The organism is Pseudomonas reinekei, assembly GCF_001945365.1.
GTDB classification, from domain to species: domain Bacteria; phylum Pseudomonadota; class Gammaproteobacteria; order Pseudomonadales; family Pseudomonadaceae; genus Aquipseudomonas; species Aquipseudomonas reinekei.
Window position 1 is genome coordinate 406,867 of sequence record NZ_MSTQ01000002.1, and the last position, 21,375, is coordinate 428,241.

The following is a 21,375-nucleotide window of genomic DNA, read 5'->3' on the forward strand; positions in this document are numbered from 1 at the left end:
ACCGTAAGCGACTCATTGGAGCAGACCGCTGTCTCGTTGCCTTGCGCATATCTCAAACCTTCTTCAACGTGATTCCGGCATTCCCCATAACGACCTCGAGCAGCGAGGGATCGTAAGCATTGTCTCTGATCTTGAGAATGGAGAGCTGGCGTTGAAGTTCAGTCCCGTTGCGGCTGAATTGGATAAGCAGAAGATTATCCATCAGGCCCGACAAATCAGGAGCTGTGGCGCCGGGCAGGTCATTCAGCATGCGCTGTGTTTCCCAGGTGGCCATTATGGTCACGCCGCGCGAACGCAGTTCTCCCAGCAAGGCTGTGAAGATCTCGTTCACTCGACTCTGGTCAATCGCGAGTCTGGACATCCCGACAAGGCTATCGATAAAAACGCGCTTGATGTTTTTTTGCTCAACGAGTTTCAATAGCTCATAGGAGGAACGATCAATCATGCCCTGAGAGACCGAGTTCCAGACAATATGCATGGCACCCGATTTTTCCAATGCCGAAAAATCATGACCAAGCGCCCTTGCCTTGATTCGCACTCGTTGCGGTGACTCATGAAAACCGAAATACAAGCCGGGTTCATCTTGGGTGGCGCCGCTCAAAAACTGGATCCCCAATGAGGTTTTCCCCGCACCGGATGGCCCCATTATCAGCGTGACGGACGATGTTGTAAGACCGCCCCCTATCTGACTATCAAGAGACGGAATGCCGCTACTGATCAGACTGAGATGATCACTGTCATGCAACGATGACCCACCCAGGAGGCTTTCAATTTTGGGGTAAACGGCAATACCGTCCTGATTGATCTCGAATTCGTGGGCACCGGCAATCGCACCACTGCCTCTCGTCTTGCGCAACTTGATCAGCCGGACGGTTTTAGAGCCTACAGACTCCTCACCCATTTCAATTACACCATCGACCATGGTGTGTTCCGGGCTTCCCTCATCAAGCTGGGAACTGGTCAGAAACAATACGGTGCATCCCGCGAAAGCGGCATGCCCTTGTAATTCAGAAATAAATTGCTTCGTATCCAGAGGCGACTCGGCCTTGGATCGAGCGTTCAAAAGTCCGTCAAGAACGAGAAGAGTAGATTTTTGCCGGCTGATCTCTCGACGCAGCAACTTGACTACCGCGTCTAAACCCTCATTTTCCAGGGTATCAAATGCGCTGACAAACTGAATGCTCTGATTGACTTGAGCCTCATCGTAAAAACTGAGCGTGGAGAGAAACTGAAAGAGCCGGTCATGTGGCTCGGCAAGCAAAGTCGCAAAAAGGACACTACCGCCCTGCTTGATGTGGTTAAAGCCGATCTGATTTGCCAGGATGGTCTTCCCCGAACCTGGTCGCCCTTGAATGATGTAGGACGAACCGGCGATCAGGCCTCCCTTCAAAAGGGTATCGAGGCCATCGATTCCGCTTTCAAGGCGTTTAAGCTGGTTCAAATCTTGTCCCTCTGCTGTTTTCTATCAGATATAAATTTTGCGCCACTCTCAATGCGCAAAACCGTCGAGCCGGCATAACACATGGTGCCAGAAATCGATGACCCGTAATCAGGAGAAAAATTCATTCCTCAAATTGTTGGCCTCTTGGCCTCTTGCGGCAACGTGGTTCTTTTGGCGTTGTACTCCATGACGAATCTTTTGTCGAAAATGTCAGTTTGCAGAAGACGGTGGCAAGGAGACCTCGGATGGATGGCTACGGCCTCAAGTTCCAGACAGACATGACGTTGATAAAAGTTCCGGAATGGAATCTGGTCATGATTGATTTAAATCAGATGACACAGCGGTGAATGAATTCAACCTGCTTTACCTCTTCTCCTGCATTGGCGTGATGAAAACCGGTGGCAACCGCTTCGTCGCCGAACGTGAGCAATGCATGAAGTCGGGATAGTCGGTCAAGCCCAGGCAATCTGTCGGTCAGCGCTTTGAACATCCGCGTCAGAATGCCAACACGGCCGTTGCTACGGTATCAACCAGGACAGGCAAGTCATCATGTATCAGAACTTGGCCCTGCTTGCCGCTTTCCTTCTGACCTACAGCATATTTGCGGGTCGTTTCGAGTCACGCCTGCTCAATGGACCTCTGATGTTCATGCTGGCCGGTCTGATTCTCGGCCCTGCGTTTCTGAGCATTCTGCAACCACGGATTGACAGAGAAGGTCTCAAAATTCTGGCAGAACTGACATTGGCGATTGTGCTCTTCAGTGATGCAGCCAGCGCCGACCTCAAGGTTCTGAAAGCGCACGAAGGATTACCGCTGCGCTTATTGTTGATCGGCCTGCCGCTGACCATGCTAAGCGGCTGGCTGGTCGGCATCTGGCTGTTCCCGCAGATACCCTTGATAGAATTGGCAATACTGGCAACCCTTCTGGCGCCCACCGACGCGGCACTGGGTAAAGCTGTAGTGAGCAATCCCAAGGTTGCGGCGTCCGTGCGTGAAGGATTGAATGTGGAGAGCGGGCTCAATGACGGCATCTGCGTCCCGGTGCTGTTGATGTTCCTGGCCCTGTTGGTCGAAGAGCAGGCGCACTCTCCCCTCTCGCTGGCGGTGGAGCTGTTTGTCGAGGCGCTTGGTATCGGCGCTCTCATCGGCGCCGCCCTTACTTTCATTGCCTGGCTGTTGCAGCGCTACTCTCGAAAACATCACTGGCAAACCCCCATGTGGTCGCAGCTGACGCTCCCAGGGTTAGCCCTGCTTTGCTTTGCCACCGCACAAGCACTCGGCGGTAGCGGGTTTATCGCCGCGTTCGTTGGAGGGCTGCTCGCCAGCTACCTGTTTTTTGAACAAAAGCACAATCTGCTCAAGGCCAGCGAAGAGTTCGCGAGCCTGCTATCGGTCATTACCTGGGTCGTATTCGGCGCGCTGGTGATCCCTTGGGCCTGGAGCAGTTTTACGCTGAATATCTGGCTGTATGCAGTGCTCAGTCTGACCGTGATTCGCATACTGCCGGTACTCATCAGCCTGACAGGAACCGGCTTCGATTTCGAAACCCGCCTGTTCATCGGCTGGTTCGGCCCACGAGGTCTGGCAAGCATCGTCTTCGCGGTAATGATATTGGACTACCCTCTGCAAGCCGGTCGTACTTTGGTCGCTGTAGCCGCCTGTACCGTTTTACTCAGCGTGCTGCTGCATGGCTTGAGTGCCAATCCATGGGTCTCACGACTGGCAAATCGTGCTGATTGATAATTGTCAGAAATGCCACCGTCTGCCTGTACTAGTGTTGTGACGAGAGCGTGACCAAGCGTCTGTCCGAGCAACCCTCACAGCGCAAAGTATGGGCAGAAGCGTGAGCGTTTTCAGGCAGTTGGTCAGAATGCCCCTCGCCATTTTCGTCGGGAGCCTGAGCCTGCTTCCCGGTGCGTTCGATGGCTGAGCGGTGACGCGTTGCGCAAATCGAGGGGTTTCCGATGACCGACTCAAGCAAGAAAATGAGCCTCATGGGGCTCACCACACTGGTGACGGTAAACATGATGGGCTCAGGCATCATCATGTTGCCGACGAGCATGGCCCAACTCGGGGCTGTTTCATTGTTGTCATGGATCGTCACCGCGGTCGGCTCCATGGCCATCGCGTATTGTTTCTCCCAATGTGGCATCTACTGTCTGCGCTCAGGCGGGTTATCCGCCTACACCGAAGAGGCGCACGCAAAGTCAGGTTTTTTCCTCTGCTCGTATTTGTATTTTCTGTCGCTGGCCATCGCCAACGTGGCGGTGGCCATCTCCGCAGTCGGGTACATGACGTCGTTCATGCCCTGGCTGGGAAGTGGCGCCATTCCATTATTCGTTGGAACGGTCGGCCTGCTCTGGTTAACCACCGTGGCAAATTTTGGCGGCCCTGGCATCACGGGCAGGATTGGCGCGGTGACTGTCTGGGGAGTGATCATCCCGGTAGCGGGCTTGAGCATCTTCGGTTGGTTCTGGTTCAAACCCGATCTGATAATCGCCGCCTGGAACCCGAACGACCTGCCGATATCCGAAGCGATCAGCAAAGCGATTCCTCTGACCCTCTGGGCCTTTCTCGGCATGGAGTCAGCTGCCCAAGCCTCTGATGCAGTGGAAGACCCCAAGCGCACCGTGCCGCTGGCCTGCCTGTTCGGCACACTGGGGGCAGCAGCAGTCTATGTGCTATCGACGACGGTCATTCAGGGCATCATTCCCAATGCCGAACTGGCCAACTCATCAGCCCCCTTCGCGCTCGTTTATGCGCATATGTTCAACCCCACGGTCGGCTACATCATCATGGCGCTCGCGATAATGGCCTGTGTGGGTTCGTTGTTGGGCTGGCAGTTCACTTTGGCGCAGACCGCCAAGATGACCGCAGACCAGGGCATGTTCCCAAAACTGTTCAGCAAGGTCAGCGCACGCAATGCCCCCATCGTCGGGATGCTGGTCTGTGGCGTGCTGCAGACCTTGATGGCGCTGTCGACCATTTCGCCCAACGCGAGTGCGCAGTTCGGAAAACTCGTCAGCCTCGCAGCGGTGACCAACCTGATCCCCTATGTGACGGCTGCAACCGGGCTGCTGGTCATGATGTACAAAGCCAAAGTCAGTGCAGGCGTATACACACGCAACACTCTGCTGCTGGTGGTTGCCGTGGCCTATTCCCTCTACGCGCTTTATGCCTGCGGCAAAGACGCCGTGTTCGGCGGCATCCTTGTCCTGGTGTTCGGCTATCTGCTTTACGCGTTCCTCGCTAAACGGTTTGTCGACGCCCCTGCGCCCGCGTCCCCCCGGATCGATAGCCCTTGATCGCAATTTTCAGGACAGCACAGACATCTGAATTCGAGGAGCCGCGCATGAACGTGAAACTGAGCAACGCCAACAACCTGCTACTCGTCTGCCTGGTTGCACTGATACCGGTAATGGCCCATGGCAATACGCTTGAGCGCATACGCGCGAGTCATACGTTTACCCTCGGCTACTTGCCTGACTTCGCGCCCTTTAGTGATCAGGCAGCCGATAAAGCAAGCGGTTATGCCATCGATCTCTGTCTGAAGATTGCCGAGAGGGTCAAGACCGATCTGGGGTTGCCCGAGCTGAGTATTCAGTACCAGCCTGTCTCCATGAGCGACGAGATGACTGCCGTCAGTTCGGGGAAAATCGACATTCTCTGTACGCCGACGCCACCCACACTGGTACGGCGCAAGAGGGTTAGCTACTCGGTGCCGATCTACACCGCCGGTCTCGCGGCAGTGGTGCGCCAGGATTCATCCGAAGCCTTGCTCAATGCGCTGGATGGCAAGGTGGCTCATACCGGGCCAACGTGGCGAGCCACTGTAAACCGTGGCCTGTCCAATCAGACATACGCCGCCATCGCTGGCGGTATAACCGAGACGTGGATACAACAGCAGATGCGATTGCTGGGTGTTGTGGCCACTCTGGTGACAGTAGAGAACGCCGATGCAGGTCTTAAGCTGGTTGCCGATGGCAAAGCCGATGCGTTCTTCGCTGAGCGCATGATGCTCAAGCATCTGCTGGACAGGAATTACCCCGCGGGAAACCTGGTGGTGCTGGAGCGAATGTTTGAGTACGCACCGACTGCAATGGCAGTGGATCGAGAGGATGAAGATTTCCGTCTGCTGGTCGACACCGCGCTGAGTGAAATGTATCGCTCCGGCGAGATTGAACAGGCATTCGACAAGTACCTGGGCGGGGCCAGCGATGCGGCCAAAAAGCTATTCAAGATCTATGCACTACCGTAGTGACAAGCTGGAAATACCGGGCTTTACCGAAAACCATTCACACAACCGAAAACGCCGCTCAAAGAGCGGCGTTTTTGCGTATGGAGCCAGGAACCAGACTCACCTGCCTGCGGGCAGGCTCAGGCGCCTCAGTTCCAGGGACGGTCTCCATTCTCGTCCTTGATGCGGGTCGGCAGGCCCATGATGTCCAGCGCCTTGAGGAACGGCTCAGCCGGCAGTTCTTCGACGTTGGCCATACGCTGCACATCCCACTCGCCACGGGCAACCAGCAGGGCCGCGGCGACAGGAGGTACGCCAGCGGTATAGGAAATGCCCTGGCTGTCGGTTTCGGCGAAGGCTTCTTCGTGGTCAGCCACGTTGTAGATGAACACTTCGCGCGGCTGGCCATCCTTGGTGCCCTTGACCAGATCACCGATGCAGGTCTTGCCGGTGTAGCCAGGCGCCAGCGAACTCGGATCAGGCAGCACGGCCTTGACCACTTTCAGCGGCACCACTTCCAGGCCTTCGGCGGTCTTGACCGGTTTTTCGGACAGCAGGCCGAGGTTCTTGAGGACGGTGAACACGTTAATGTAGTGCTCGCCGAAGCTCATCCAGAAACGAACATTAGGCACGTCGAGGTTCTTCGACAGGGAGTGCACTTCGTCGTGACCGGTCAGGTACAGGTTCTGCGAACCGACGACCGGCAAGTCGTCGGTGCGTTTGACTTCGAACATGGTGTTGCTGGTCCACTGGCTGTTCTGCCAGCTCCACACCTGCCCGGTGAATTCGCGGAAGTTGATTTCCGGATCGAAATTGGTGGCGAAATATTTGCCATGGGAGCCGGCATTGACGTCGAGAATGTCGATCGAATCAATGCGGTCGAAATACTGTTGTTGCGCCAGTGCGGCATAGGCGTTGACCACGCCCGGGTCGAAACCCACACCGAGAATGGCGGTGATGTTCTTCTCTTGGCACTCTTGGAGGTGATTCCACTCGTAGTTGCCATACCAAGGCGGCGTCTCGCAGACTTTGCCCGGTTCTTCGTGAATAGCGGTGTCCAGGTAAGCGACGCCGGTATCGATGCAGGCACGCAGCACCGACATGTTCAGGAACGCGGAACCCACGTTGATAACGATCTGTGATCCGGTTTCGCGGATCAGCGCCTTGGTTGCTTCCACATCCAGGGCGTTGAGCGAGAAGGCCTGGATATCGGCGGGCACTTTGAGACTGCCCTTGGCCTTGACGCTTTCGATGATGGCCTGGCATTTGGAGATGTTGCGCGACGCGATAGCAATACGACCGAGTTCATCGTTGTGCTGCGCGCACTTGTGGGCCACCACCTTGGCGACACCTCCTGCACCAATGATAAGAACGTTCTTTTTCAATTGCTTGATCTCTCCTTTAATTTGTCCGCTTACGAAAGGCTGGACAGGTAGTCTTCATAACCAAATTCGCGAACCACTTCGACTGTACCGTCGAGTTGTTTCACTACGATGGACGGCATTTTCAGGCCGTTGAACCAGTTCTTCTTGACCATGGTGTAACCCGCGGTGTCGATGAACGACAGTCGATCGCCGATCGCCAGCGGGCGATCAAACTGATACTCGCCGAAGATGTCGCCGGCAAGGCAAGACTTGCCGCACACCATGTAGGTGTGATCACCCTCGCTCGGCGCCAGCTTGGCGTTGAGGCGATAGATCAGCAGGTCAAGCAGGTGCGCTTCGATGGAGCTGTCCACCACCGCCAGGTGCTTGCCGTTGTACAGGGTGTCAAGCACGGTCACTTCCAGCGAGGCACTGTTGGTGATCGCCGCTTCGCCCGGCTCCAGATAAACCTGCACGCCGTACTTCTGCGAAAACGCCTTGAGTCGCGCGCAGAACGCATCCAGCGCGTAACCCTCACCGGTGAAGTGAATGCCGCCGCCCAGGCTGACCCAGCTGACCTTGTGCAGCAGCGAGCCGAAGCGCTCTTCGATGGTGTTGAGCATCTGGTCGAACAGGCCGAAATCGCCGTTCTCGCAGTTGTTGTGGAACATAAAACCGGAGATCTGGTCGATAACGCCTTCGATCTTCGCCGGATCCCACTCGCCCAGACGGCTGAACGGGCGCGCCGGATCGGCCAGCAGGTAATCGGAGCTGCTCACCTGCGGGTTAACGCGCAGGCCGCGGGTCTTGCCTTCTGAACGCTCGGCAAAGCGCTGCAGCTGGCTGATGGAGTTGAAGATGATCTTATCGCAGTTATCGAGCATCTCCTCGATCTCGTCGTCGGCCCAGGCCACGCTGTAGGCATGGGCTTCGCCAACGAACTTCTCGCGACCGAGCTTGAGCTCGTACAGCGACGACGACGTGGTGCCGTCCATGTATTGCTGCATCAGGTCGAACACCGACCAGGTGGCGAAGCACTTGAGTGCCAGCAAGGCCTTGGCGCCGGATTGCTCGCGCACGTAGGCAATCTTCTGCATGTTGACCAGAAGCTTTTGTTTATCGATGAGGTAGTACGGTGTCTTGATCATTTCGAGGCCTCCGGCAAGGCCAGCCAAAAAAGGATGCGCATTGTGCCCGCACTGGCCGCAGATCGAAAGAGCAGCGCGCAAATGCAGCGTTATTTGGACAACGCTGCGGTGGAGGTCGTCGGGTTAATCACGTCGGGAAACTAAAACCCCAGGGGCGGTGCCACAAACCAAATATGACAATGAATCTCAATTACCTGCACATCCCATTATCAAATAATACTTAGTTGCGTATGATATCGATTCTCATTACTACCTAATCAGATGTGAGCTCGCATGACCACGCCATATTCCCTGTGTTCACTTCATCCCGTGACGCCGCACTCGCCTTCGGCCCTTCGTCCACTGGCTCTTACTGTGCACATGCTGGCAGCCGGTATCGCCATGACTGCACCCTGCGTGCAAGCGGCAGAACCGGCTGAACAGACGGAGACTGGAAGTCCTGTGGTCCTGGCGCCTATCGCTGTCACGGAGACAGCCACACGCGTACGCAGTGCTGTCACCGAAGACACCCACTCATACACGACTGAAGCAGCGCGCACCGCCACGCCATTGACCCTGTCACTGCGCGAAACGCCCCAGTCGGTCAGCGTCATCACCCAACAACGCATGCAGGATCAGGATCTGAATACGATCCTCGACGTGATGAACAACGCTACCGGTGTATCGGTCAACCGCTACGAGACAAGCCGGGCGCAATTCAACGCACGGGGCTTTGAACTCAACTCGCTGATGATCGACGGCGTGCCCACCATTTACGAGCAGCCATGGAGTTCGGGGGAGATTTTCAGCAGCCTGGCCATGTATGACCGTGTTGAAATCGTGCGCGGCGCCAACGGTTTGATGACCGGTGCCGGTGATCCATCCGCGTCCATCAACATGGTACGCAAACGCGCCAACAGTACGGCCTTGAAAGGCTCGCTGGAACTGAGCGCCGGCACATGGGACACCTATGGCGTCGAAGCCGATGTGTCGACGGCGCTGAACGAGGAAGGCACGATTCGTGCTCGTTTGGTCGGTGAAACCAATGAGGGTGACACGTGGATCGATATGAACTCGAACAAGCGCCAGACCTTATACGGCACGATGGACATCGACCTGACGCCCGACACCACGCTCTGGTTCGGTTTGAGCCGGCAGGAAAGCAATGCCGAGTCGCCGATGTGGGGCGGCTTGCCCGTCTGGTATGCAGACGGCGGTCGCACCAACTGGAGTCGCTCGAAGACCACCTCTGCCGATTGGAGCAAGTGGGATACAACCTTCGAGACTTACTTCGTCAACCTCGATCACACCTTTGCCAACGAGTGGCAGGTTAACCTCAGCTACAACCGTGGCGAGCGTACCGGCGACTCTTCCCTGTTGTACCTGTCCGGTAATCCAGGCAGGAACGGCAGTTCCGGCATGTCGTCGTTCCCGGCGACCTACAAGACCGAGACCACCCAGGACGACTACGGTATCCGCTTCAATGGCCCTTTCTCGTTGCTCGGCCGCGAGCATGAACTGGCCTTTGGTTATGTGGACAGCAAGCAGAAGTTCGACGCCGACTCACTCAATGCGCAAACCGGCTTTGACGGGGTCGCCGATTTCGATGCCTATAACGGCCATTTCCCTGAACCGGTTTGGGGCGCGAGGACCGACTACGGCTACAGCGAGACTCGCCAGAAGGGACTGTACGCAGCAACCCGCCTGAATGTGACTGAGGATTTGAAAGTGATTCTCGGCGCGCGGGAGAGTTGGTACGAAAAGACCAGCGATGACATCTTCTCGCAGGTGAGCAAGGTCGATGTCGACCACGAGCTGACGCCTTATGCAGGTGTCGTCTACGACCTCAACGACAACCTCTCGGCCTACGCCAGCTATACGGAAATTTTCCTGCCGCAATCCGTACGCGACAGCAGTGGCCAGCAACTGGAGCCTATCGTTGGCGAGAGCACCGAGCTGGGTCTCAAGGGTGAATACTTCGGTGGCCGCTTGAACGCCTCCGCTGCGATTTTCCAGATCAAGCAGGATAACCTGGGGCAGAACACAGGTCAGTTGATTGATCCTTCGAACCCGGTCGGCGGTTTTGCCTACGAGGCCAGTGAAGGCGCCACCAGCAAGGGGTTCGAGCTGGAGGTGTCCGGCGAGCTAGCGACAGACTGGAACGCATCGGTGGGTTACACCCAGTTCAAGGCTGAAGATGCCAACGGCGACGACGTCAACACGCTGTACCCGACCAAGCTGCTACGCACCTTTACCACCTACCGGCTGCCCGGTGTTTTCAACAAGCTGACCATTGGCGGCGGCGTTAACTGGCAGGACTCCATCTACACCTACGCGGTCAATCCGGCCGGCAACTCCGAGAAGATCCAACAAGATGCCTATGCACTGGTCAACCTGATGGCTCGCTACGAGATCACCGAAAATCTCTCGGCCCAAGTGAATGCCAATAACGTCACCGACGAGAAGTACTTCGACATCTTCGACGCCTACGGTGCCCTGACCTACGGCGCGCCGCGCAGCATCACGGCTTCGGCGAGGTATCGCTTCTAAGGGTCACGCTGACGGGGGCGCTGTTTGCTTGCCCCCACATCCGCACACCACGAGCAAAGCACAACACCGGCCCTGGGCCGGTGTTGTACTTTTCCTCCACACGTTTATTGCAACCAATCGCCCTGCGCACCGGTCGACATCGAGAAGCCGGCTATTGGGTGCAGGCGTTATGGAGGCCTTCAAATGATTGGAGTCATTGTCCCGGTGCACAATGAAGAGCGGCTTTTGAACCAATGCATCGAGTCACTGCTGGAGGCGGCGTTTCACCAGGGCCTTGGCGACGAAGCAGTAAAGATCCTGATCGTACTGGACGACTGCACGGACACTTCACTGGACATCGCCCAGTCCTATGGGGTGATGACATTGACCTGCACTCATCGCAACGTCGGTAAGGCCCGGGCACACGGCGCCGAGCATCTGCTGGCGGTGGACGCACGCTGGCTGGCGTTCACCGATGCCGATACGGTGGTTCCCAGTACCTGGCTCGCCGATCAAATTCGCTTCAATGTGGATGCCGTGTGTGGGCTGGTCGAGGTCAGCGACTGGTCGGAACATCCCCATGGGGTGCGTGAGCGTTACCACGCCCACTACCGCCCCATGGACGGCCATCGTCATATCCATGGGGCGAATCTTGGCGTTTCTTCGGCGGCTTATCGCAGGGCGGGCGGATTCAAGGCCTTGGCTGCCCACGAAGATGTGCAACTGGTTTCTGATCTGGAGCGCTGCGGCGCGAATATCCTGTGGACGGCAAGTAACCGGGTGATCACCAGCGCGCGCAAAAACAGCCGTTGTCGCGAAGGTTTTGGCGACTATCTACAGTCGTTGGCCCAATAGCTATTCGCAGGTTTCGGCGAGGTCAATCGAAGCGGGGTTGCGACTCCAGTATTCAAGCAGGAAATCCTTGTCCTCATGACGCACCAGACGGTGCAGAGGCAGGTGTTCCGCCAGCGCGGCGTGAACCCCATGACCATCCTGCGAGCATCCCTCAATCGGATGCAGCCAATGACAGGCCAGCACCGCGCCTTCAGGGCCCAGGCTCAGCAACGTTTTCTCGATCACGTGCCGCCAGGCCTTGGCATCCAGAAAGTAGCCGACTTCACTCAAGACGACCAGATCAAAGGTGCCCTGCGGCCAATCCTCGGGAATGCGGGCCTGCTCGACACGGACATGGGACAAGTGACTTAACCGTCCACGCGCGAGCGTGACTGCCTTTTCGATGATGTCCTGGCACAGTAGCGATTCACTGCGCTCGGCCAGTAGCGCGCTGAACTCACCGTTGGCGCAGGCGGGTTCATAAACCCGCTGATATCGCTGTCGCGGCAGACTCGCCAGCATCAGTTCACGTTTGCGCTTTTCGTACCAGCGGGTGCGGAACGACCAGGGGTCATCACTGGCGTTGAACATCTGCTGAAAATAATCGGGCGATACGCTCATGGAAACACCAGTTCAAAGGGCTGTAACAGCCGTTCGATGGTTTCGCGATCCAGCACCGCCAAGGCCCGGTCAGCGCGGCTGACTTGTGAGACGTGGGCGTTGATCGCCTGACGCTTTTGCGCCAATACGTCTGCATCGAGCATCAACTTGCGCGCGCGCGCCCAGGGGATTCTCGAGTCCTGTGGCCGTGCCCAATGCCAGGCCCAGACCGGCACTTCGATCAGGCATGCATGACGCTGCGATGCCGCGAACGCCGCGGCCCTGCCGGTTGCTTCATGATCGCAGTGCCCATCCGATCGCCAAGTGGTCACCACTCGATCACCGGGCCGTATCAATTCCAGCAGCCGCTCGACCAACTGCAGCTCGTGCCCAGGCACACCGCTATCCGGTAGCCCCAAGCGCCGCCAGTTCAAGGCTTTGCCATCGAGCCCCAACCGGTCGAGGGCGCGGGTGCTTTCCAACGGGCGCTGTTCACGCAACCGTGAAACTGGCCACTCCCGGGACCCAGGATGACTCGCTTCGCCATCGGTCACCGCGACCATCACCACATCAGCCTCCCTGCCCTTCATCCCGGCCAGGATGCCAGAGCAGCCGAGGACTTCATCGTCAGGGTGCGGGGCGACGACGACCAGACGCCGTCCATCGGGGATCAGTTGCTGATGGGTGATGGTCTGCACGTCCGCCAGCGCCGGACAGGCCTGCCATTCGGCCAGCGTGGTGCCCTTCCCCCGAATGAGGTTTTCTGCCTCAGGCGCTTCATCGCTCACAGCCGCCACCCATCCGCCGGTTGCACAGCGATCAGCTCACCCAGTGCCGCGAGATCTTTCTGTCCATGACTTTGCCGGATGAACACCGGCAGATCAGCAGCGAGCCTGGCAAAGTGAGCATTGCGACAAAATGGCGTAGCACCCAGCGCACGCCCCACCTGCTCAAGCACTACATTGACTGCGCTTTCCACTTGGGTGCGTAATCGCCGTACAGGTATTTGCGCCGAGACCCTTGGGTTGGCGTCAATCCACATCGCCGTGTCGCGCAAGCAGGCCGCCGCGCTGCACAGCGCTGCATCGACGGCGCCAAGGTGCGCGGCGGCATGCGCGTCGTGGTGTGGTTGGCGACAATGCTCGCGAAGGTACCCGGCAAGCGCACACGCTGCCCCGTACCAACAGGCGGCTATCCCTCCACCGCCCTGCCAAAACCCGGGGCGATCCACATACTGGCCGGGCATCCCGACACAACGCCCCAACGCACCTTTGAACGCCACATCGACGCTGGCCGTACCGGCCATGCCAACTGCCTGCCAGGCATCGTCCAGTCGGCTGATGGTGGATTGCCGCAAATCCACGGCGACCAGTTGCGGTCGATGCTGTTCATCCCAGGTCGTGAGCAACGCCCAGTCAAGCATTGGCGCTCCGGAACACCAGGCTTTGCGCCCGTGCAAATACACGCGGTCGCCTTGACGATCCATGATATTGACCCGGGCGAAATGCGGTTCGGCGGCCCAAGTGCCCCAGACGCCGGCAGGCATGGGTTCGTCGGGTTCAAGCTCGGCCATGATGGCCATCGCATCAGTGTGGCCTTCGAATAATTTGACCAACGCCAGATCGCTTGCGGCTACGGCGGCCAGCGTCCGCCATCGTTCCAGCGTCAGGCCTTGTCCGGGCATCGGCAGGGAGGCGAATCCGCTGTCGATGAGTTTCTGCATGAGCTGTGGCAGCTCGGTGTCCGGTGATGAACTCACGGGGCGGGCTGCGAACCTGATCAGCAGGTTTTGTAAGTTTGCGGCGTTGCTCATCGCCGACGCTCCCTGGTGGACGGCTGAATACGGGGGGTTGCCGAGCAACTGGCGAAAGGCAGGATATGAACGCGCGTCGAAGTGCTCTTGATGTTCAGAGGCAGACGAGTGGCAGGAGTTCATTGAACATGCGTAGCGTCACGCTCAGCCGAGATTTCAGATCGGCTGAGCAGCCGGAATCAGTCCGCAACCAACAAGGCCGGAGGGCATTTCAATAGCCGGTGGAGCTCTGCCGGGCGCTCAACGCAGTTGATGAGCAAGGCGCAGATTTATTAGCAGGCCAAAGGCGTATTCGGTCGGCGCCCGCAAAAACGGATCGAAGTGTCCGGCAAAGGTGATTATTCTCTCTTCAACCTCCTTCGACGCGCCCCCCATGACTAGCCCACAGTTCTCCCTGGACATTGAAGCCATACGCAGCATTGACGCGGTGCCGGTGATTCTGAGCATGGTCAAACACCTCACCGGTATGCGCTTCGCGGCGGTGGCCAGGGTCACCGAACAAAACTGGGTGGCGTGCGCTGTCGATGACTCCATCGAGTTCGGCCTGAAGCCCGGTGGGGAGCTGGTCCTGGAATCAACCATCTGTCACGAAATTCGCCAGCACCGATCGCCGGTCATTTTCGGTCACGCCAGCACGCACCCGGTTTTTTCGCGGCACCACACGCCAAAAACCTATGGACTGGAAAGCTACATTTCCATTCCCATCATCAAAGCCAACGGTGATTTTTTTGGCACGCTGTGCGCGATTGATTCAGTTCCGGCGAACCTCGACGAGCCCGCCATTGCGCAAACCCTCACGTTGTTCGCCCAACTGATCGCCATGAGCCTCGACACCCAACGTCGTCTGGAGGCGACCAAAGCGGAACTGAAAAGCGTCAATGAACTCGGCAGACTGCGGGAACAATTTATCGCGGTGCTCGGCCACGACTTGCGAACGCCGCTCAGCGCGATTCGCATGAGTGCAGATTTACTGGAAACCAAAACAGAGGACAAACGCTCGCTGAGCCTGATTGGCGCGATCCGCAACAGCTCGACGCGAATGGGCGTACTGATCGAAAACGTCCTGGACTTCGCGCGGGGACGGCTGGGTGGCGGCATACCCATTCAGCGTAAGCTGGTGGATGATCTGGAACGCACACTTCGACTGACCTTTGAAGAAGTGCAAGCCTCAAATCCCCACGCGAACATCGTTCATTCGCTAGACGTGCCGAAGGGTGTCTATTGCGATTCGCTACGCATCAGCCAGTTGCTCTCAAACCTTCTTGGAAACGCGGTCACCCATGGTTCCACCGCAACACCGATCATCCTGACAGCCCGTTCAGAGAACGATGAAATCGTTCTCTCGGTGACCAACCAGGGCCCACCCATTGCGCCCGATTTGATGCCGCTGCTGTTCGAACCCTTCTCCCGCTCCGAAGCCGGACAACGGGGTGAAGGGTTGGGCCTTGGGCTGTACATCGCCGCGCAAATCGCTACGGCCCATAACGGCACCTTGAGTGTGTCCTCGACGATCACCACGGGAACATGCTTTGTCGCGAGATTCCCGGCGCGGTTCAAATGGTTGTGAGGACAATCGATCACAAAGGTGCCGGGGTGAGTTCAGCTGTTTGAGCTGTAAGCGTCGGTCAGCGCAAACACCCCTCAGCGTCCATCACCCTCCCACCCCGCCAAGCCCATCGAATGACTCTGCAGATAGCTGCCGACCGCGTCGTCTACCGTGGGAAAAAACGCCGTCTCCCCCAGCAACGTGTACAGTCCGAACCGCTTGAGCTTGTCCTTGACCGGGTCTTTCATTTCAGCCACGCACAACTTGATGCCCGCTGCGCGCAGGGTTTCGTCCAGTTCGGCGAGCATGTCGGCCGAGGTCACATCCACACTGGTGATGGGTTCTGCGGCGATGACCAGCCAGCGCACCGGCGTCGGCGAGGCCGCCAGGGCATCAATCACCCGGTCATGGAATAATTCGGCGTTGGCGAAAAACAATGAGGCATCCCAGCGAAACAGCACCAGACCGGGAATCAGGCGCGCGTCGGGATAGCGCTGGGTATCGTGAAAACCCTTGACCCCTTGCGCATGCCCCAGCACAGCGGAATACGGACGCCAGCCATCCCACAGGAATTCAATGACCGCGATCAGGATGGCCAGGCCAATACCTTCGATGGCGCCAAACACGGCCACGCCGACGGTGCAGACGATCGACAACCAGAACTCCCAGCGCTGTATGCGATAGATGCGTCGCAGGTCAGTGATCTCGATCAGGCCGATGGCCGATGCGATGACCACCGCAGCCAGGGCGCTGTTGGGCAAGTCGCGCAGCAGATCGGGGGCCAGCACCAACAACAGCGCAACGGCCAGCGCGCCGACCACACCGGTCATTTGGGTTTTCGCGCCCGCGGCTTCGGCCACGGGCGTGCGCGATGAGCTGCTGCTGATGGCAAACCCCTGGAAGAAACCGGCGGCCAGGTTGGCGACACCCAGGCCGACCATTTCCTGGTTCGGGTCAACGTAGGTCCGGGTCCGCGCCGCGTAGACGCGGGAGAGCACGCTGGTGTCGGCGAAGGAAACCAGCGCCACGGCGCACCCGCCGATCAGCACGGGGACGATGTCGGCGCGGGTGATCCAGGGGATGGCGAAACCCGGCAAGCCTTGTGGCAGAGAGCCGAGCACCGATACTCCGGCGTTTGCCGCCAGGTCCAGTACGGCCACGGCGACCGTAGCGGCAACCACGGCAATCAAGATGCCGGGCACGCGTTTATGACCCTTGAGCAGCAGGATAATCACCAGTGTGGCAGCACCGACCGCAAAAGTGATCCAGTTGGTTTTGCCGTCCATGATCGCAGTCACGATCTCCCACAGGCTTCTCAATGGGCCTTCGGATTCGATTTTGAAGCCGAAGAGTTTGGGTACCTGGCTGATCAGGACCGTGAGGGCGATCCCGTTCATGTAGCCGTAGCGGATCGGTTTGGACAGAAGCTCGGTCACGAATCCCAAACGGGCAATGCCGGCCAGCACGCACACCGCCCCCGAGACGATGGCCATCGCCGCCGCCAGTGCGATGGCCCGCTGCGGATCACCTCCGGACAGCGGCAAGACAACGGCAAGAATGACTGCCGCCAGTGATGAGTCGGGACCCAGCACCAGAATCCGGCTGGGACCGAACAGCGCATAGGCCAGCAACGGAACGATGGTCGCGTACAGGCCATAAATACCCGGCACCCCGGAGGCTACCGCATAGGCGATGCCGACGGGCACCAGCATCGTGGTCAACACCAGGCCGGCAACCAGGTCGTGGCGCAACCATGACAGGTGATAGCCACGCAGCGTGCGCAGCCCGGGAAACCAGCGACTCCAGCCAGACTGATCGCCCGCCGTGTCTCTACGTGCGATCCGGCCCGGTTCCGGATCGGAAGGCGAAGCATCCGAATGGCTCATGGGACAGTGGCCCTTTTCTGTGAGTCGCGGGTTCGCTGACGGTAACGGTCAGAATTTCTCGGGAATGCGTTTGAGCGGGTAATCGGGTTCCCGATAGCCGCCTGGCTTCTGCCGTTTGGGCAGCACCACCTTGTCGCGGGGCACGTCCTTATAGGGGATGCGACTGAGCAAATCGCTGATGATGTTGAGCCGCGCGCGACGCTTGTCATTGGAGTCGGCCACGAGCCAAGGCGCGTGATCGGAGTCGGTCGCTGCGAACATGTCGTCTCGGGCTCGCGAGTAGTCAAACCAGCGGCTGTACGACTTGAGGTCCATGGGCGTCAGTTTCCAGATTTTGCGCCCGTCCTTGATGCGCGCTTCGAGGCGGCGGGTCTGTTCTTCGGGGCTGACTTCCAGCCAGTACTTGAGCAGGATGACCCCGGAGTCGACGATGGCGCGTTCCACGAGAGGGACGGACTTGAGGAAAGTGTCTACCTGTTCCTGGCTGCAGAAGTTCATCACGCGCTCGACGCCCGCGCGGTTGTACCAACTGCGATCGAAGATCACCACCTCGCCCGCCGCCGGCAGGTGTGGCAAATAGCGCTGGACATACATTTGGCTTTTTTCACGCTCGCTCGGCGCAGGCAGCGCCACCACACGAAAGACCCGGGGGCTGACCCGTTCGGTGATGGCCTTGATCGTCCCGCCCTTGCCCGCGCCGTCGCGCCCTTCGAACACGATGCAGACCTTGATGCCGCGTTCTTTCACCCACTCCTGAAGCTTGACCATCTCGACGTGCAACCGGCGCAGCTGTTCCAGATAGTCCTTGTTCTTCAACTTCGGACCTTCTGTGGAACCCTTAGCCGCTTTTTTTTTATCCTTCGCCATGACCAAGACCTCAAAATTGCCAGTGACTGACGTTAGGCAGCCCGTTGCTGGAGACTCGACTCGCACCCTCACCGCGTGAGTCTAGTCCAAGGTCAAACGCTCGACATGGCAAGTCAGAAGAGAAATCCCGGCCCTCTTCAACCGCCCGTAGCCTGGCGATACTGGCGCGGGGTGAAACCGGTCAACGCCTTGAACTGGCGGGTGAACGCGCTGTGGTCGGTGTAGCCGCACTGCAAGGCGACATCGGTGATTGGCATATCGCTGTGGAGCAGACGATGCGCGTGTTCCAGGCGCACTTTCTGAATCATCTGGCGCGGCGTCAGGTGGAACACGCGCTTGCAGTACCTTTCCAGTTGCGCCACCGAAATGCCGGCGATATGCGTCAGCTCGCCAAGGCTGACGCGACGGTGAAAATGGCTGCGGATGTGTTCGTCGACCGCTGCCAGGCGCTGGTACGCCGGATGGGTGTCGCTGGCCGATTGCAGGTCAACCGAAATGCCCACCAGGCCCATGATTTCACCCTTGCGGTTGTACAGCGGCCGTTTGTGCGTGAGGCACCAACCAGGCTCGCGACTGCCGTACAGATGCAGTTCCAGCTGATCTTCCAGGACAAAACCCTGCTCCAGCACCCGTCGATCCTGTTCGGTGTAGCCAGGCCCCAATTGCTCGGGAAAAACCTCGGCGCTGGTTCTGCCCAGCAACGGTTGCAAGTGTTTGAGGCCGCAGCGTTGCACCAGCGTTTGATTGGCCATGACGTAGCGTGCCTGAACATCCTTGATAAAGATCGCGGCGTTGGGGATGACGTCCAGCATCGGTAGCACAAGCGCCACGCCTGCCAGCAATTGCTCCATGGTTTCAGGGCGATGCCGTTCGTTGGCCTGGCACAGGATCGCAAAGGCGTTCTGCGTCATGAGTCTCTCTCCCTCGGTCCGGATCGACGAAAGTCCGGCAGCTTGCCCCAAGGCCGGAGCGCTGTCGAGACGAGATCGGCGCCACGGATCAGCGCCCGGCATTGTGCCGATTTCGTCATCGCGACTTGCAAAAACCATCAATCGCCCCCGCCCCGGCGAGTTCAATCTGTATCCGCGCAGTGCAGAACACGTTGCCGCTTGCGCCCTGGGCATTTACCGCCAGGGTGCTGATTCGGTCACCCGATGCCCACCTCATTGGACGGTCTATGAAACAGGTACACATCATCGATTCCCACACCGGCGGCGAACCCACTCGCCTGGTGATGAAAGGCTTTCCGCCGTTGGCGGGCAGCACCATGGTCGAGAAGCGCGATAGCCTGCGCGACCAGCATGACCAATGGCGTCGCGCCTGCCTGCTGGAACCCCGTGGCAACGACGTGCTGGTCGGTGCGCTGTATTGCGAACCGGTATCGCCGGATGCCGTGTGCGGTGTGATTTTCTTCAACAACAACGGCTACCTCGGCATGTGCGGTCACGGCACCATAGGCCTGGTCAACTCATTGCAGCACCTTGGGCTGATCGGCTCTGGCGAGCACAAAATCGATACGCCGGTCGGCCCGGTCAACGCCACGTTGCATGCAGACGGCACCGTCACGCTGCGCAACGTCCCGGCTTACCGCTTCCGCCAGCAGGTGCCCGTGAACGTGCCCGGCCATGGCCGTGTCGTTGGTGATATCGCCTGGGGCGGCAACTGGTTTTTCCTGGTCTCCGATCACGGCAAAACACTGCGAATGGACAACGTCGAAACCCTGACCGAATACACCTGGGCAATGCTCAAGGCGCTTGAAGCGCAAGGCATCCATGGCGAACACGGCGCGCTGATCGATCATGTCGAGCTGTTCGCCGACGACGCTCAGGCCGACAGCCGCAACTTCGTCATGTGCCCGGGCAAAGCCTATGACCGTTCGCCCTGCGGCACCGGCACCAGCGCCAAACTCGCCTGTCTGGCGGCCGACGGAAAACTCGCTGCCGGTGAGCGTTGGGTCCAGGCCAGCATCACTGGCAGCCAGTTTGTCGGCAGCTATGAATGGGAAGGCGAACGCGTGCGCCCCTCCATCACCGGTCGCGCCTACATGACCGCCGATGCCACGTTGCTGATCGACGAACAGGATCCCTTTGCGTGGGGCATTTGAGCCCTCGCCGAATGCAGCCATTGCGGCACCTGCCCCCTCAACAGATCTGAATGAACGCCTCAAGGAGTTACAACAATGAGCGACAACATTTTCACTGGCTGCATGCCTGCATTGATGACCCCCTGCACCGCCGAGCGCAAACCGGACTTCGACGCACTGGTGGCCAAGGGTCGCGAGCTGATCGACATCGGCATGAGCGCCATCGTGTACTGCGGCTCCATGGGCGACTGGCCGCTGCTGACCGAAGCCGAGCGTCAGGAAGGCGTGGCACGTCTGGTGGCCGCCGGCCTCCCGACCATCGTCGGCACCGGGGCGGTCAACAGCCGCGAAGCGGTAGCCCACGCCGCCCACGCCGCCAAAGTCGGCGCCCATGGCCTGATGGTCATTCCGCGCGTGCTGTCCCGTGGCGCGTCGGCTACCGCGCAAAAAGCTCACTTTGCGGCGATTCTCAAGGCGGCCCCGGGGTTGCCGGCCGTGATCTACAACAGCCCTTACTACGGCTTCGCGACCCGTGCGGAGCTGTTCTTCGAACTGCGTCGCGAATACCCGAACCTGATCGGCTTCAAGGAATTCGGGGGTGCCGCCGACCTGCGCTACGCCGCTGAACACATCACCTCCCAGGACGACGACGTAACCTTGATGGTTGGTGTCGACACCCAAGTGGTGCACGGCTTCGTCAACTGCAACGCCACCGGCGCGATCACCGGTATCGGCAATGCGTTGCCACGCGAAGTGCTGCAACTGGTGGCCCTGAGCAAGCAAGCCGCGAAAGGCGATGCCAGGGCCCGCCGTCAGGCTCGGGAACTGGAAGCGGCCCTGGCGGTGCTGTCGTCCTTCGACGAAGGCTGCGACCTGGTACTCTATTACAAGCACCTGATGGTGCTCAACGGCGACAAGGAATACGCCCTGCACTTCAACGAAACCGATGCCCTCAGCGATGCCCAGCGTCGTTATGCCGAGAACCAGTACACGTTGTTCCGCCAGTGGTACGAACACTGGTCGGCCGAGCAGAACGTCGAGGCCTAGG

Annotated in this window: 17 protein-coding genes; 8 read left to right on the forward strand and 9 right to left on the reverse strand. The window is 58.7% G+C overall.

The window, feature by feature from the left end; translation table 11 throughout:
* Positions 1-52: 52 nt before the first annotated feature.
* Positions 53-1,441 carry an ATPase domain-containing protein gene (locus tag BVK86_RS04290; protein WP_075945244.1) on the reverse strand — a complete coding sequence of 463 codons (1,389 nt, stop codon included), beginning with the start codon at positions 1,439-1,441 and terminating at the stop codon, positions 53-55.
* A gap of 549 nt (positions 1,442-1,990) precedes the next feature.
* Between BVK86_RS04290 and BVK86_RS04295 the strand changes: the two genes are divergently transcribed.
* The 3 genes from BVK86_RS04295 (at position 1,991) to BVK86_RS04305 (ending at position 5,699) form a co-directional block, all read left to right on the forward strand.
* Complete coding sequence (locus tag BVK86_RS04295; RefSeq protein WP_075945245.1) at positions 1,991-3,181, forward strand: cation:proton antiporter; 1,191 nt, start codon at positions 1,991-1,993, stop codon at positions 3,179-3,181.
* A gap of 224 nt (positions 3,182-3,405) precedes the next feature.
* On the forward strand, positions 3,406-4,746 hold the full coding sequence (gene potE / locus BVK86_RS04300) for a putrescine-ornithine antiporter (protein ID WP_075945246.1): 1,341 nt from the start codon (positions 3,406-3,408) through the stop codon (positions 4,744-4,746).
* A 47-nt stretch (positions 4,747-4,793) separates the two neighbouring features.
* Positions 4,794-5,699: an amino acid ABC transporter substrate-binding protein gene (locus BVK86_RS04305; protein WP_075945247.1), complete on the forward strand. Its 906-nt coding sequence runs from the start codon at positions 4,794-4,796 to the stop codon at positions 5,697-5,699.
* 128 nt (positions 5,700-5,827) lie between these two features.
* On the opposite strand, the gene BVK86_RS04310 is transcribed toward BVK86_RS04305, so the two are convergent.
* Both BVK86_RS04310 and BVK86_RS04315 read right to left on the reverse strand, forming a co-directional pair.
* Positions 5,828-7,063 carry a saccharopine dehydrogenase family protein gene (locus BVK86_RS04310; protein ID WP_075945248.1) on the reverse strand — a complete coding sequence of 412 codons (1,236 nt, stop codon included), beginning with the start codon at positions 7,061-7,063 and terminating at the stop codon, positions 5,828-5,830.
* A gap of 29 nt (positions 7,064-7,092) precedes the next feature.
* Positions 7,093-8,190, reverse strand: coding sequence for a carboxynorspermidine decarboxylase (locus tag BVK86_RS04315; RefSeq protein ID WP_075945249.1), 1,098 nt, complete (start codon positions 8,188-8,190; stop codon positions 7,093-7,095).
* 273 nt (positions 8,191-8,463) lie between these two features.
* On the opposite strand from BVK86_RS04315, the gene BVK86_RS04320 reads away from it, so the two are divergent.
* The gene (locus BVK86_RS04320; RefSeq protein WP_075945250.1) at positions 8,464-10,719 is read left to right on the forward strand and encodes a TonB-dependent siderophore receptor; all 2,256 of its coding nucleotides are present in this window, start codon (positions 8,464-8,466) and stop codon (positions 10,717-10,719) included.
* Positions 10,720-10,902: 183 nt separating this feature from the next.
* The gene (locus BVK86_RS04325; protein ID WP_075945251.1) at positions 10,903-11,553 is read left to right on the forward strand and encodes a glycosyltransferase family 2 protein; all 651 of its coding nucleotides are present in this window, start codon (positions 10,903-10,905) and stop codon (positions 11,551-11,553) included.
* Here BVK86_RS04325 and BVK86_RS04330 read toward each other — a convergent pair whose 3' ends face one another.
* The 3 genes from BVK86_RS04330 to BVK86_RS04340 are packed head-to-tail and all read right to left on the reverse strand — an operon-like array spanning position 11,554 to position 13,945.
* Positions 11,554-12,153 (reverse strand): SAM-dependent methyltransferase, encoded by a 600-nt coding sequence (locus BVK86_RS04330; RefSeq protein WP_075945252.1) that lies wholly within the window; start codon positions 12,151-12,153, stop codon positions 11,554-11,556.
* On the reverse strand, positions 12,150-12,920 hold the full coding sequence (locus tag BVK86_RS04335; RefSeq protein ID WP_075945321.1) for a PIG-L deacetylase family protein: 771 nt from the start codon (positions 12,918-12,920) through the stop codon (positions 12,150-12,152). Before BVK86_RS04335 ends, BVK86_RS04330 begins: the two co-directional genes overlap by 4 nt.
* Complete coding sequence (locus tag BVK86_RS04340) at positions 12,917-13,945, reverse strand: acyl-CoA dehydrogenase family protein (protein ID WP_075945253.1); 1,029 nt, start codon at positions 13,943-13,945, stop codon at positions 12,917-12,919. The genes BVK86_RS04335 and BVK86_RS04340 overlap by 4 nt, the downstream gene beginning before the upstream one ends.
* Positions 13,946-14,318: 373 nt before the next feature.
* On the opposite strand from BVK86_RS04340, the gene BVK86_RS04345 reads away from it, so the two are divergent.
* Positions 14,319-15,512 (forward strand): GAF domain-containing sensor histidine kinase, encoded by a 1,194-nt coding sequence (locus BVK86_RS04345; RefSeq protein ID WP_075945254.1) that lies wholly within the window; start codon positions 14,319-14,321, stop codon positions 15,510-15,512.
* Positions 15,513-15,586: 74 nt separating this feature from the next.
* Here BVK86_RS04345 and BVK86_RS04350 read toward each other — a convergent pair whose 3' ends face one another.
* The 3 genes from BVK86_RS04350 to BVK86_RS04360 all read right to left on the reverse strand — a co-directional run bounded on the left by BVK86_RS04350 (position 15,587) and on the right by BVK86_RS04360 (position 19,155).
* Complete coding sequence (locus tag BVK86_RS04350) at positions 15,587-17,377, reverse strand: SulP family inorganic anion transporter (RefSeq protein WP_075945255.1); 1,791 nt, start codon at positions 17,375-17,377, stop codon at positions 15,587-15,589.
* Between the two features lie 48 nt (positions 17,378-17,425).
* Positions 17,426-18,244 carry a polyphosphate kinase 2 gene (ppk2, locus tag BVK86_RS04355; RefSeq protein ID WP_075945256.1) on the reverse strand — a complete coding sequence of 273 codons (819 nt, stop codon included), beginning with the start codon at positions 18,242-18,244 and terminating at the stop codon, positions 17,426-17,428.
* A gap of 137 nt (positions 18,245-18,381) precedes the next feature.
* Positions 18,382-19,155, reverse strand: coding sequence for an AraC family transcriptional regulator (locus BVK86_RS04360; RefSeq protein ID WP_075945257.1), 774 nt, complete (start codon positions 19,153-19,155; stop codon positions 18,382-18,384).
* A gap of 266 nt (positions 19,156-19,421) precedes the next feature.
* Here BVK86_RS04360 and BVK86_RS04365 point away from each other — a divergent pair, with 266 nt between their 5' ends.
* Together BVK86_RS04365 and BVK86_RS04370 are read left to right on the forward strand one after the other, a co-directional pair.
* Positions 19,422-20,348 carry a 4-hydroxyproline epimerase gene (locus BVK86_RS04365; protein WP_075945258.1) on the forward strand — a complete coding sequence of 309 codons (927 nt, stop codon included), beginning with the start codon at positions 19,422-19,424 and terminating at the stop codon, positions 20,346-20,348.
* A gap of 75 nt (positions 20,349-20,423) precedes the next feature.
* Entirely contained in the window at positions 20,424-21,374 is a 951-nt protein-coding gene (locus tag BVK86_RS04370; RefSeq protein WP_075945259.1) for a dihydrodipicolinate synthase family protein, read from the forward strand.
* The last annotated feature ends 1 nt before the right edge of the window (position 21,375 follow it).

Excerpts from the sequence above, each read along its gene's own strand:
- BVK86_RS04350 (WP_075945255.1), bottom strand. The coding sequence starts at position 17,377 with ATGAGCCATTCGGATGCTTCGCCTTCCGATCCGGAACCGGGCCGGATC.
- BVK86_RS04330 (WP_075945252.1), bottom strand. The coding sequence starts at position 12,153 with ATGAGCGTATCGCCCGATTATTTTCAGCAGATGTTCAACGCCAGTGAT.
- BVK86_RS04340 (WP_075945253.1), bottom strand. The coding sequence starts at position 13,945 with ATGAGCAACGCCGCAAACTTACAAAACCTGCTGATCAGGTTCGCAGCC.
- BVK86_RS04345 (WP_075945254.1), top strand. The coding sequence starts at position 14,319 with ATGACTAGCCCACAGTTCTCCCTGGACATTGAAGCCATACGCAGCATT.
- potE (WP_075945246.1), top strand. The coding sequence starts at position 3,406 with ATGACCGACTCAAGCAAGAAAATGAGCCTCATGGGGCTCACCACACTG.
- BVK86_RS04320 (WP_075945250.1), top strand. The coding sequence starts at position 8,464 with ATGACCACGCCATATTCCCTGTGTTCACTTCATCCCGTGACGCCGCAC.
- BVK86_RS04305 (WP_075945247.1), top strand. The coding sequence starts at position 4,794 with ATGAACGTGAAACTGAGCAACGCCAACAACCTGCTACTCGTCTGCCTG.
- BVK86_RS04295 (WP_075945245.1), top strand. The coding sequence starts at position 1,991 with ATGTATCAGAACTTGGCCCTGCTTGCCGCTTTCCTTCTGACCTACAGC.
- BVK86_RS04360 (WP_075945257.1), bottom strand. The coding sequence starts at position 19,155 with ATGACGCAGAACGCCTTTGCGATCCTGTGCCAGGCCAACGAACGGCAT.
- BVK86_RS04370 (WP_075945259.1), top strand. The coding sequence starts at position 20,424 with ATGAGCGACAACATTTTCACTGGCTGCATGCCTGCATTGATGACCCCC.
- BVK86_RS04365 (WP_075945258.1), top strand. The coding sequence starts at position 19,422 with ATGAAACAGGTACACATCATCGATTCCCACACCGGCGGCGAACCCACT.
- BVK86_RS04315 (WP_075945249.1), bottom strand. The coding sequence starts at position 8,190 with ATGATCAAGACACCGTACTACCTCATCGATAAACAAAAGCTTCTGGTC.
- ppk2 (WP_075945256.1), bottom strand. The coding sequence starts at position 18,244 with ATGGCGAAGGATAAAAAAAAAGCGGCTAAGGGTTCCACAGAAGGTCCG.
- BVK86_RS04325 (WP_075945251.1), top strand. The coding sequence starts at position 10,903 with ATGATTGGAGTCATTGTCCCGGTGCACAATGAAGAGCGGCTTTTGAAC.